Source organism: Undibacterium sp. GW821-FHT11B02 (assembly GCF_058808955.1).
This window is the reverse complement of the sequence record NZ_JBXASD010000002.1, coordinates 405,608-418,807: the sequence shown is the minus strand read 5'-3', so window position 1 is coordinate 418,807 and position 13,200 is coordinate 405,608. Positions and strand designations below refer to the sequence as shown.

Sequence of the window (13,200 nt, the reverse complement as noted above, 5' to 3'; positions counted from 1 at the left end):
TGCCTGCATAATTGCTGGATTTACTGCGTATTCATGAATCATAAACTGACGCCTTCTACCATACTCCTGCTTGTCACGCCGCCCTTGCTGTGGGCGGGCAATGCCATTGTAGGACGCATGATTCATGAAATGCTGCCACCGATTACCCTGAACTTCATACGGTGGGTGCTGGCCTTTTTAATCCTCCTGCCTATGGCTTTCCACATCTATCGCCGTGAAAGTACATTGTGGCGTAACTGGCGGCGTTACGCAGTACTGGGTTTGTTGGGGGTGGGTCTGTACAACGCCTTGCAGTACCTGGCATTGCAGAGTTCGTCACCCATCAATGTGACGCTGGTGGCGGCCAGCATGCCAGTATGGATGCTGATAGTGGGTGGTTTGTTCTTTCAGGCAAAAGTCACGCGGTGGCAACTGGCTGGTGCGGCCATGTCCATTGCCGGTGTTCTGCTGGTATTGAGCCGGGGTGAACTGGCGCAATTGCTGGCTTTGCGGCTGGTGCCCGGCGACATATTCATGATTATTGCGACGATCACCTGGTCACTGTATAGCTGGTTGCTGACACGTGGCAATGATGGTGAATTGCGACAACATTGGGCCGACTTCTTGCTGGCCCAGGTCAGCTTTGGGGTGTTATGGTCCGCCGCATTTTCTGCAGCTGAATGGACATGGGTGAAACCGTCCATACACTGGAATCCGATGTTGTTTGCCGCACTGGCTTTTGTGGCAGTTGGTCCGGCAGTGATTGCTTTCCGTTGCTGGGGGCTGGGTGTACAGCGCGTCGGCCCCAACATTGCCGCATTTTTCAATAACCTGACCCCCTTGTTTGCTGCCGTGATGTCAGCTGCTTTTTTGGGTGAAGCACCACACGCATTTCATGCTGTGGCTTTTCTGTTTATCGTCGGTGGCATTATTCTGTCTTCGCGACGCGGCTGAATGTGTAATTCATCGTCAGAGCGGATCGGCTACTCCGATAGGTGCAGGTGTAATATTAACAATGAGTGAAAATAATTCCTCATATTTATAGCGTGCACCTTCATCGTCCATATGGGCACGATTTTCCAGGAAGGCAGCGTCTATTTCTTTCCAGTCGCGATCATTTAGTATTTGTCTGGCAACCGGGATAATTTTTTCTTCTTCTGCACGCATATGTGCAAAATAAAACTGCGCATATTGCTCCACCAGATCACGAAAATGAGCGAATGCCGGCGCACCACCAAATTCATAGTCGAGCAAGGCGTGGAATAACCGGTGTACCAGCAGTTCCCCCTTTGCATGTTGCTCACTGAGGGCATCCAGTTCATTGTCCAGCTGATGGGTTCTTTCCTTGATCTTGGCAAAAAGGTATTTTTCTTCTTTGGGATGATGTACCTTTTCTGGATATTCCATGATGTAGTAAAGCATGGCGCGGAAGACTTTCAAGTCTGGTGCATTCCCACCACCTTCTATTTTTCTTACAAAATAGCGCATGCCTTGTATAACTGAGGACAGGTGCTCGTGCTCGTCCTGTATAACGCTGAGCGATGCGGGATAAATGTTTCTGACAGACATGGCGAGCCTCCTTGCTATTCTTTTTACTACTTTACTTCTTCGGAAACGTGGTGCTGTTGATGAGGATCAAACATGTATGAACACAAGGGGGCAGACATAAAAAAACCTCGTGCAGTTTGCTGCAACGAGGTTTTTGCCTGAGAATGCTATTTGCTTTTGCCTATTTGCTAGTCAGTTCTTTCAGTAATTCCCTGGCATCATAGATTTTATCCATGGCTTCAAGGATGCCGCCACTGTGTACAGCAACCGTGCGGTTGTTGCGGCCATCGGACCAGAAGGCACCTCCCAGTGAGTGAATATTGCCGTCAAAAGCCAGGCCTACTATTTCGCCATTGCGGTTGATTAACGGGCTGCCTGAATTGCCGCCGATGATGTCATTGGTGGTCACAAAATTGTATGGCTGTTGTAAATTCAGTTTGCCTTTTGCAGTATGCCAGGAGGCGGGCAGGGCAAACGGGTAAGCCCCGGTATCACGTTCAAAGGCGCCGGCAAAATTGGTAAAGGGGCTGATTTTATGTTCATCCTGATCCCAGCCTTTGACTTCGCCATAGGACAGTCGCAAGGTCGCCGTAGCGTCTGGATAGGCGCTGGTGCCGGATTGAGAAAAACGTGCCTGAGCAATCAGTTCGGAATTCTTTTGTACTATCGCCTGTACTTCCTGTTCCATGTGCTTGCGGTAATGGCGTGATTCTGTCTCAACTGCCAGGGCCAGTTTGATGAAGGGGTCATCTGATAGGGCAATTGCTTCCTTGCCACCATTCCACAAGGTTTTGCGGTATTCAACATCCGCCAGCCTGGTGTGATCGATGAGCTTGTCCGTCAATTGTTCTGGTGATAATTTACCCAGTACCTGTTTGACGAATGCGTGATCCACTCCAAGGTCTTCACGCATTTTGGTCAGAGAGTGTGTGAGTTTGACCTTCTCAAATTCAGGATAGATGGGTGCTTTGGAAAACAGGTTTTGCTGTATGGCAGGCAGCCGGGTATCAATAAATTCAGGCAACCGTTCTGCGTTAGCCTTGTTTTTTTCATCGGCAGCACGTACCAGCATACGTGCAAGGTGGAAATAGTTGCTGTTGAAAGCTTCCGCCCCTTCACTCATGCTGGTGATTCGGAATAACTGACGATAACTATCCTGTGCCTTGGCGATGGCATCCCACGCGCCGCTGATTTTCTCTTTCAGTTCAGGCCTGGAATCAACAAACTGACGTAACTCAGTTTCTTCTGCCTGTTTGCGCGCCATGAATTCAGGATCAAGCAAGGTTCGCAATCTGCCTATGCCAGCCTTGTAACGATTTTCTATGCTGAACAATGCCTGGTCGGCTGTGCGTGCCGCTTCGGGGCTGGTTTTACTATATTGCGTGATGACGCCGCGTAGTTCGGCGGTGTGTTGCAAGCTGTCGATCAGGCCAATATCGCGCAGGCTGACCAATTGCGCCATGGTCAACTGACGCTGGGTAGAGCCCGGATGACCGGTGACGAAAGTCATTTCACCTTCTTGTGGCCCAGATTTGCTGAACGGGAAGTAATGTTTGATTTCCACCGGCTTGCCATTCTCATAAACACGCAGCATGGTGATGTCGAGGTCATAGCGCGGGAAATTGAAATTGTCAGGATCCCCACCAAAGAAAGCGATGGTTTTTTCTGGCGCCCATACCAGGCGGGTGTCGGCGTAGCGATGGTATTTGTATAAGTGATAACGGCCACCGTGATAAAGATCAACGATGTCACAACGGGTTTTTTCCTTGTCTTCACCAACGCAGGCGGTAGTCAGTGTGGTGCTGATGGCGTTCTGTGCATGTTTGAAGGCGGCACCTTCAAGCCCATCTGTCGCCTTTTTAATATCTTCTGTGACATCCGTGATTTCTTCCAGTCTGTTCAATTCCATTGCCGGGCAAACCTGTTCTTCTTCGCGCTTTTGGGCGAGAAAGCCATTGCTGACGTAGTTTTTCCTGGAGTTTGACAGCTGCTCTATGCACTTGGATGCACAGTGATGATTGGTCATCACCAAGCCATCTTTGGAGATGAAAGAACCAGAGCAACCAGGCAGTTTGACTGAACTTAACATGGCATTCCTGATCCATTCCGGACTTGGTTTAAAGCCATATTCAACCTGTAGCTTGTTCATGGGCAGATTATCCAGTGTCCACATACCTTCTGCCGCCATGGCCAGGCCAGGTAAGCACAAGGCAACCAACAGGATTTTCTTTTGCATGATGTATTCCATTTTACTTGGGCATAATGCCTATCCCGATTTGGGAGAAGTCATGATGGAAGGCAGCATCCACCCTAAAGGTGGATGTGCTGGATGTTACTTGACACTGAACGAGCTTATTGTTTTGCCTTGATGGCTTCAATTTGATCCATAATTTTATTCATGCGCGCAAAAACAGCCTGGTATGGAGCAGGGGAAGCCAGATCGACGCCCGCCTTCTTGACCAGTTCATAAGGATAGGCAGAGCCGCCTGCTTTCAAAATGTTGAGATAGTTGTCACGGGCACCGGGGCGACCTTTGAGGATTTCATCTGCAAACATGGAACCGGCGGCAATTGACGTCGCATACTGGAACACATAAAAACGGTTGTAGAAATGCGGGATGTAGGCCCATTCAATGGCATAGGTATCGTCTATCTTCATGACACCTTCTTTGTCGCCATGATAGTTTTTCAGAATATCGCCATAGATTTTGGTCAATGCTTCACCGGTCAGCGACTCACCCTTGTCGACCTTGGCATGCACTTCACGTTCAAAGTCGGCAAACATGGCCTGACGGAAGAAGGTACCACGCAGGTTTTCCAGCGCTGATCCCAGATACAACAAGCGCTCGTCATCGCTCTTTGCGATTTTCAGCATATGGTCAAGCAAAAAGACTTCATTCGTAGTGGACGCGATTTCTGCCGTAAAGGTAGGGTAGTCGGCGCTGATGAAAGCCTGGTGTTTGTTGGCCAGATAGGAATGCATGGCATGTCCCCATTCATGGCCCAGTGTCGATACTGACTCATAATCATCATTGTAATTGAGCAGCAGGTAAGGGTGGACGTCATAGGCTGCGCCATTCATGTATGCGCCAGAACGCTTGCGTGGACGTGGATAGACATCCATCCAGCGTTCGGTGGTGGCTTTCGTCATGGCCTTGGTATAGTCGTCACCCAAGGGTTTGACAGATTCCAGCATCAGCTTGACGCCTTCAGCAATCGGGTATTTGAAATCGCCAGATACCAGTGGCGGGTAAATGTCGAAATAGCGCAAGTCCTGCACACCCAGCATTTTTGCACGCAGTTTGAAATAGCGATGCAGGGTAGGCAGGTTGGCGCGTGTTTGTTCTACCAAGGTGTCATAGACTTCCCTTGGCAATTTATTGTTGTCCAGCGCCTGCGTCAGGGAGTCTGGGTAATTGCGGACCTTGGCATAAACAGAATCGCGTTTTAACTGTTCATAAAAAGTGACGCCGTAGCTGCGTTCAAATTCTTTCCATTTGCCCCAGAAGGCATCGAATACCAGTTGACGGTCGGCGCGATTGGGGGCTGCGCGGTATTTGGTATAGGCTGCCTGATCTATACGTACTTCTTCACCGGTTGACAGCTTGACCTTGGGCCAGGGCATTTCTGCATTGGATAAGGTGGTGTAGACGGCGCTGGCGGTATTGGTGGCCATGCCAAAGATGGCGATAATTTCTTCGCCTTTTTTATCCAGGGTATGTTTGCCTGAACGCAAAATGTCGTCCAGCTGGTGGGCGTAAATACGCAAGCCCTTGTCTTTGGCCTGGAAGGCTTCGATCTTCTTGTCACCCAGGGCCAGAATTTCTGGCCGGATGAAGGAGCTGGCTTCTTCTACCTTGCTACCCAGAATGTCTGAACGCTGGCCCAGATCCATCCCTGCATTGTTGCCGGTATCCTGGTCGCGGTACTGAAATGCATAACTGGACAGACGGGCAAAGCGTTTCAGCATATCTGAATTCAAATCCAGGCAAGTCTTAAATCGTGCCAGGCTATCGCCCAGATGACCACTGCAAGTCTGCAGTTGTTTTAGTTGCACTTCCAGCGTCATGGCATCCTTGTCCCAGTCCGCCTTGGTCTGGTACATATCACTCAAATTCCAGCGATCAGCTTCAGTTTCATTCGGATGGGAGGCAAAGGCGAAGGCAGGTAAGGTCATGGCAACCACGAAAAGGTTGCGGACAAGATGTTTATGCATGGCGTAGCGTCCAGTTTTGATTGATGGATGGATAACAAAATGCCGAAGGAGCTTATGGATTTATTGTATGTATTATTAAGGCCATTTTTCTTAATGACCAATTAGCTCCTGGCATTGGAGCAGTATTCTGGTCTGAAAGTTCTCATTTGAGAAGACAAATTGAAAATAAAGTTCCTAAAAAATTGACCTGTAAATGATAATGATTGATAGTTATCAATGCAAATAATAGTAATTCGCATTTATAATATCGATATTCTCATTTCGCCAGCCACATAGCCTTGCCTATCAGCCAGCCAGAATTATTTAACTGATATTCAAGGATTTTCATGATAGCCCGCCTCACGCCTCTCGCTGCATTATTAAGCAGCGTTGTTTTGCCAGTTTTTGCCCAAAACACTGCTACCGAATCTGCTTTGCCAGAAGTGAAAATTACTGGCGCTGCAGAAAAAACCTATAACGTCAAAAGCACCAGTACCGCGACCAAGACAGATACATTGCTGCGCGATACGCCTCAGGCTGTCACTATCATTAGCAAGGACTTGATTCGTGACCAGAGCATGCAAAGCCTGAGTGATGTTATCCGTTATGTGCCCGGTATCGTTGCGGCGCAAGGTGAGGGTAATCGTGACACGGCAGTGTTTCGCGGCAATAGCTCTACTGGTGATTTTTATGTAGATGGCATACGTGACGATGTCCAGTATTACCGTGATTTTTACAATATCGACAGTGTGGAGGCGCTGAAAGGTTCGAATGCCATGATTTTTGGCCGTGGCGGTTCTGGCGGCGTGATCAATCGTGTGACCAAGCAGGCCGAATGGCGTCCTGTGCGTGAAGCCAGTCTGACGCTGGGCTCATGGAGCCAGCGTCGTGTCACCGTGGACCTGGGACAAGCATTGACGGATACGGTAGCCATGCGTGTGAACGCCGTGGTGGAAGATTCTGGCAGCTATCGTCAGGGCTTTACGCTCAAACGTTCTGGTGTCAACCCGACTTTGTCCTGGCGAGCGGGCAGCGACACCATGGTTGCCGTGTCCTATGAGCATTTTAAAGACGAAAGAACAGCCGATCGCGGTATCCCGTCTTTCCAGGGATTGCCTTTAAACACGGATCCGTCCACCTTCTTTGGTAATACCGATATCAATACCACCTGGGCCAAGGTTGACGCTTTGTCCGCTTCCATAGATCATGATTTTGGTCAGGGATGGAGTTTGCGCAATCGTACCCGCTACGCTGAATACGACAAGTTTTATCAAAACATCGTACCTGGTGCTGTCAATACCGCCGGAACTTCTGTGGCTTTGTCGGGCTATAACAATGCAACCCAGCGCAAAAATTTCTTCAATCAGACTGATTTGATATTCAATCTGGATACGGGCAGCATACGTCACAAGCTGGTTGGTGGTGTTGAGTTTGGCAAACAGGATACGGATAATTTCCGCAATACTGCCTACTTCCTCTCTATCAGTCCGACGACGACATCAATCAATGTGCCGTTGACAAATCCAGTGGCAAATACGCCGGTGACTTTCCAGCAGGCATCCACCGATGCCAATAACACCGGCACCGTGACAACCAAATCGATTTATCTGCAAGACCAGATAGAATTTTCACCGCAATGGCAACTGGTCGCCGGCATACGTCGTGACAGTTTTGATGTGGATTTTACCGACAGGCGTACTGCTGTGAATCTGAAAACCACGGATACACCAGTGTCGCCACGGGTAGGGTTGGTATTTAAACCGGTGAAAGAAGTATCTGTCTATGCCAGTTATAGTCTGGCATTTGTGCCACGCGCAGGTGATCAGTTGTCTTCACTGACGTTAAGCAACAAGTCGCTTGATCCAGAGAAATTCAAGAACCTGGAAGTGGGTGTGAAATGGGACATCGCTTCGGATTTGTCTGCCAGCGCTGCCATTTATCAACTGGATCGCAGTAACGTGGCGATTACCGATCCGGCGGATTCCAGCAAAATGATATTGGTTGATGGTCAGCGCAGTAAAGGACTGGAACTGGGATTCAATGGCCGTATTAATGCAGACTGGAGCATCATGGGTGGCTATGCCTATCAGGATGCGAAACTGACCAAGACGCAGTCAAGTACAGTATTGGCCGGGGCTACTTTGGCACAGGTACCGAAACACAGTGCTTCCTTGTGGAACCGTTATAACTTTAACCCCGTCTGGGGTGCGGGTCTGGGCGTCGTCTATCGCAGTGAGGTTTTTGCCGCGACAGACAATACTGTTACCGTACCTGGCTTTAGCCGTGTTGATGCAGCTCTGTATTACACCTTGAGCAAATCCATCAATGTGCAGGCCAATATAGAAAATCTGCTGGATAAAAAATACTATGCCTTCGCCAACAGCAACAATAATATTACGCCAGGTTCGCCACGTGCATTGCGTGTCAGCCTGAATGCGAAATTCTGATCGGGCGGCTTATTTCGTTTCTGTCGTAAAGTAAAAAAAGGCGAACTTTGCTCGCCTTTTTTACTGCTGTGGTCAATCTTTATTTCGAAGCCAGGTCAATCTTAACCATATTGTCACTGGGTTTTCTGTCTATGTATTTATTGTCAGGGTCTAACCCTGCCTTGGCGGGTATGCCCTTGACGATCATTTTGAAATCCATACTTTTTTGATTGATCAGTTTGCGTTCACGCAGCAAGGGTTTGCCATCCTTGTCGTCCACGCCTATGTCTATCCAGTCTTGCAGAGGGACTTCTTTTTCAACCCCCAGCTCATCGGCCTTCAATTTATTGCTGGTGACATGCAAAGCCACTTCATATTGTCCATCTGGCAGGGGCTTGGCCGAGGCTGTCATGGCGCGGTTTTCAAACAGGATGATGGATTCAAATAAATCGGTAATCAGTCCTTGCTTGTCTGCCGGTGCATTGTTTCGCAGGGCATCCACCAGCGCTGCGCTGCTTGGGTAAGGGGCACCCTTGTTCGCATGTTGTGCAATGACCTCACGCAATGCCTGGTTGACCTTGTCTTCACCTATCTGGTCTTGCAGCAGATACATGACCAGACTGCCTTTGGAATAGTGGATGTAATTCTGGTTTTCATTGAATGCCAGTGGTAATTCTTTCTTCCTTTCCTGACTGCGTCCTTGCAGATAGCGATCCAGTTCAAATTTCAGAAAGCGGCGCATGGCTGCTTCACCATAGGTATGCTTCATCACCATGAGTGCAGAATATTGTGCCAGGGTTTCAACCAGTACGGTGCCACCTTTGCTATTGCCGGAAATGACCTGATGTGCCCACCATTGATGGGCTACTTCATGGGCAGTCACGTAGAAAGGGTAGTCCACCTCCAGCGGATTTTTATCGTCCACGTGGGCGATGAAACCTATGCTTTCCGAATACGGAATGGTGTTTGGAAATGACTGTGCAAAAGTAGCATAGCGTGGAAATTCAACTATCCTGACCAGCTTGTGCTGATAGGGGCCAAAATTGGCCGTATAGTAATCGAGTGAATTTTGCACGCTCTTTATCATGCGATCAAGATTGTAGGCATGTCCTTTGTGATAGTCGATTTCGATGGGGGTATCTTTCCATTGTGCCCGTTTGACTTCATATCGCCCAGACAGGAATGCATAGAAATTCAGGATGGCCTGTTCAGGCGCATAGTGGTAATAGTGTCGTCCATTTTCTTGCCATTCCCGTTTCAGGCTGCCCGGTGCAATGGCCATCTGATCGGCACTGGTGGAAACCACGGCATCGAAATTGATCCAGTCTGCATCATTGGCGATATAGCTATTGGCTAATGCTTTAGGATCATCTCTTTCTGCCATTCTTTCCTTTTCCGGCAGGCCATGCTTGCGCCTGGCCTTGTCGTCACTGAGTTCCAGATTGGGCTGATAGCCTATATGCGGCATCAGTGTACTGTTGAAAAAGCTGCCGTTGTAAATAACGGTTTGGCCAGAACTCATGCCCAGGAAGTTCTTGGGTGCAAATTCCAGTTCAAAATGCAGTTTCAGTTTTTCTCCAGGTTGCAAGGCTTGGCGCAATTGATAACTGTAAAAGCCTATTTTTTTATCTTGTATGCGCGACTCATGTGCGGCGTCGAGCTTCATCTGGATGATGCGTGCATCGTCTGACTCCATGATGAAAATTTCCTGGATGGCAGTGTTGCTGCGATTGATCAACTGGAAGTCACCCCTGATCTGCGCTGTACGGGTTTCGGGATAGATATCAACGTTCAGTTTGACATCGGTGATACGTGGCTGTGCCTTTGCAGCATATTGCTTGTAGCTCTTTTCATATTGGGCATTTTCTGCTTGTCTTTCATACTGGTTTTTGTACGGTGTGAGTATGTTGCTAAAGTAAAAAATGGCTGTACCAGCGAACAGGAACAGGGCGGTGCCACTCAGCATCAGGCTGGTACTGCCTGCATTGATGGACAGGCTGGCCATGCGCAGACGATGACTGAATGCGGTGGTGGTGCCACGTACCCACATCAGCAGGGACCAGGCAATCAGGACAAGGGCGGCACCAGTCCAGTACAACAGATACCACCGGGACAGCGGCAATGAATGGCCATATCCATTCATGTCTGAATACACGGAGGAAGGGATTGTCGCATAGCGCAACATGGGGTGTTCTATACCCAGTGCTGGCAGCGCGATCAGGGCAATGTAGTACACAATCATCAGGAAGTAAGCCAGGTACTTGTGGTTGATGATGGCTTGCAGCGACATTGCCAACACTGCAATCAGTGCGTATTCTGGCCATTGCACCAGAAACAACTGGTGCAGGTACAAACCAATTTCATAATTGGTGTAGCCCTTGATGGTCTGGATCAACATTCCGCACAGCATCAGCACAACAAGCATGATGCCCTGCATCAGGATGAGCGCAGACAGTTTGGCGGTGAATGGCAGCCAGCCCGGTACCGGCAGTGCATCCAGCAATTGGGCGATGCGTGCATCTCTTTCACGCCAGACCAGTTCACCGGCGTAAAAAGTGGTGATGATGAGCATGAACAAACCGAAAGTACCGCCCAAAAATTCCAGTACCGCATACGTCACCGGATAGGTCGGGGTACCAAACATTTTGGTCACCGAACTGGATATCGCAAACATGAATAAAACGCCGGATAGCAGTATGACGATGAAATACACATTCTTCACCGATTCACGCAAATTCAGCCAGCTTTCTGCCAGCAGCAGCTTCCATGTTCTGGAGGGGGAAAATACGAGGGTGACTTTGGGCAGCTTAAACAGCGCTGGCTGGCTTGTCTGTGCTGTCTGCGCACTTACCTTCTCTTTCTTTTGTTTCCCTGCTGTAGAGATAGCCTTGAAGTCGAAGCGCCAGTAGCAGAAAACCAGGCAGATCAAGCCTGCACTTCCCCATAACAGACGATTGAAGAGGAACAGGCCGTCAAGACTGACTAGTCGGCTATTTTTGTCGGCAATGCTCCAGTATTCCGTCAGGTTGCTGACAGCGGCAGAACCGAAAGGATCGAGCAGGGCGGCCAGGGTCTTGTTGTCGATATCGCGCATGAAAGAACGCGCAATCATATAGCCTATGATCAGCACCACGCTGGATACATACACTGGCATCATGCGTTTGCCGAGCGTGGCAAGAGTAAAGAAAATTACCCCGAAGATCATGAAATTGGGCAGGACCGAATAGACGTAGGGCAGGAAATAAGCCACCGGGTGCATGGCACCCAGTCGCACCGCTTCTATGCCCGGTAAATAACATCCAAGCCAGGCACCCAGGCCCAGGCCAGAAAAGATGATCAGCAAACTCAGCAAAGCCCCCAGAAAGCGGCCAGTCAGGTACTGGAATTTGGAAATCGGTGCACTGTAAAAGAAATGCCAGGTATGGTGTTCCACATCCTTGTGTGTTGCCTGCCCCATGATGGCCGCCACTGTGCTCGTGCCAAGATAGGCAAGAAAGGTAATGCTCTGGAAAATCGCGACTGGCGAATTGATAAACACTTTGCCACCAAAATCGATGGAGGCAGAAGCGAAGGCACCACCAGCGGCAGCCATCCACAACAGCGCCAGGCTGAAGAAAATCAGGAAATACACGTAGCTGGACAGGCTGCGATATTTTTGACGCAGCTCAAACAAGAGTATCGTGAACATGGATGCTCCTCAGACCGCTGGCACAGCTGTCAGGTCTGCTGATGGCTGGGTAGAGAACAACCCCGCCATCGCTGCAAAATACACATCCTCCAGGTCTGCAGATGCCAGTGCATAGCCAGAGTCTGGCTGTGAATCAGCATACACATGGATGAGAGTGCGGCCCTAAGTCAGGCGGCTGGAAATGACCTGACATTGCTGCTTGTAGCTTGCCAGTTCGGATTTTTCAATAAACCTTTTCCAGATTTTCCCTTGTATCTGTTCTATCAATGGCAGGGGCTGACCAGTCAGTACGACGCTACCCTGATTGATGACTGCCATGTGATTACATAAATCAGATACATCTTCAACGATGTGGGTGGACAGGATGACGATTTTTTCGTTGCCGATATCGGATAAAAGATTGTGAAAGCGCACGCGTTCTTCCGGGTCCAGCCCGGCTGTGGGTTCGTCAACGATGATCAAGCTTGGGTCGCCCAGCAATGCCTGTGCAATGCCAAAGCGCTGGCGCATGCCGCCCGAATATCCACCCAGATGCTTGTTCCTGTCCTTGTACAGATTGGTTTGGTGCAGCAAGGCTTCCACCACTTCCTTGCGCTGCTTGCGATTATCGAGGCCCTTGAGCAGGGCGAAATGATCGAGCAGGTCATAGGCGCTGACCTTGGGATAAAGGCCAAAATCCTGCGGCAGATAACCGAGTACCCGCCTGATCTGGTCCTTGTTTTCACGTATATTGAGTTTATCCAGCGTGGCAGTGCCGGAATCGGCATCCTGCAAAGTCGCCAATGTACGCATCAGCGTGGATTTGCCAGCACCATTTGGCCCCAGCAAGCCAAACATGCCTGCAGGTATGGTCAAGTTGATATCGTTCAGGGCTTGTACGCCATTGGCGTATTTTTTTGACAGGTGCTGTATGCAAAGTTCCATCGACTTATCCTTCTTCCATAGGTTCTTGTTAAGTGCCCGCCCCTTCATATATAACCGGGGACGATATCATGTTATTAAGTATAGAGAGGCTTGTGCAGGCATGTGACGAAATAGCGCGTGACAGGAATGAAATACGGAAAAATCAGCTTGAAACAAGAACTGCTCACATGTCTGGATGCGGCTTGTGCTGAATTGCTGCAAGTTTGCTGGCGTTCAGTTATAATAAGGCTTGGCGGGCCCCTGCGCATTGCGGCATGGCCAATCTGGTCAGGTCGGGAACGAAGCAGCCACAGTCATTTCCCGCAAGTGCCGCAGACCAGGCTCGCCAACTCTGATTTCTTCTCTATACTGCCAAGGGCAGTTCTGTATTATCCATCCTGCAATCGAAACTTCATCGCATATCTGTAATTGTGCTGCAATGGTGTTTTGCTGCGGATCTAA

Annotated in this window: 6 protein-coding genes, 1 other RNA gene and 1 pseudogene; 3 read left to right on the top strand and 5 right to left on the bottom strand. The window is 49.3% G+C overall.

The window, feature by feature from the left end; all coding sequences use genetic code 11:
- Window positions 1-33: 33 nt before the first annotated feature.
- Window positions 34-933: a DMT family transporter gene (locus AC1RVX_RS05135; RefSeq protein WP_493215496.1), complete on the top strand. Its 900-nt coding sequence runs from the start codon at window positions 34-36 to the stop codon at window positions 931-933.
- A gap of 15 nt (window positions 934-948) precedes the next feature.
- Here AC1RVX_RS05135 and AC1RVX_RS05130 read toward each other — a convergent pair whose 3' ends face one another.
- The 3 genes from AC1RVX_RS05130 to pepF all read right to left on the bottom strand — a co-directional run bounded on the left by AC1RVX_RS05130 (window position 949) and on the right by pepF (window position 5,742).
- Complete coding sequence (locus AC1RVX_RS05130) at window positions 949-1,548, bottom strand: hemerythrin domain-containing protein (protein WP_493215495.1); 600 nt, start codon at window positions 1,546-1,548, stop codon at window positions 949-951.
- 160 nt (window positions 1,549-1,708) lie between these two features.
- Window positions 1,709-3,763 carry a S46 family peptidase gene (locus tag AC1RVX_RS05125; RefSeq protein ID WP_493215494.1) on the bottom strand — a complete coding sequence of 685 codons (2,055 nt, stop codon included), beginning with the start codon at window positions 3,761-3,763 and terminating at the stop codon, window positions 1,709-1,711.
- 116 nt (window positions 3,764-3,879) lie between these two features.
- Entirely contained in the window at window positions 3,880-5,742 is a 1,863-nt protein-coding gene (gene pepF / locus AC1RVX_RS05120; protein WP_493215493.1) for an oligoendopeptidase F, read from the bottom strand.
- 326 nt (window positions 5,743-6,068) lie between these two features.
- On the opposite strand from pepF, the gene AC1RVX_RS05115 reads away from it, so the two are divergent.
- Entirely contained in the window at window positions 6,069-8,168 is a 2,100-nt protein-coding gene (locus AC1RVX_RS05115; RefSeq protein WP_493215492.1) for a TonB-dependent receptor, read from the top strand.
- Between the two features lie 79 nt (window positions 8,169-8,247).
- Here AC1RVX_RS05115 and AC1RVX_RS05110 read toward each other — a convergent pair whose 3' ends face one another.
- Window positions 8,248-11,835 (bottom strand): ABC transporter permease/M1 family aminopeptidase, encoded by a 3,588-nt coding sequence (locus AC1RVX_RS05110; protein ID WP_493215491.1) that lies wholly within the window; start codon window positions 11,833-11,835, stop codon window positions 8,248-8,250.
- Window positions 11,836-11,844: 9 nt separating this feature from the next.
- Window positions 11,845-12,759, bottom strand: a pseudogene (locus AC1RVX_RS05105) (ABC transporter ATP-binding protein).
- A gap of 231 nt (window positions 12,760-12,990) precedes the next feature.
- Here AC1RVX_RS05105 and ffs point away from each other — a divergent pair.
- Window positions 12,991-13,089: signal recognition particle sRNA small type (ffs, locus tag AC1RVX_RS05100), an RNA gene on the top strand.
- The last annotated feature ends 111 nt before the right edge of the window (window positions 13,090-13,200 follow it).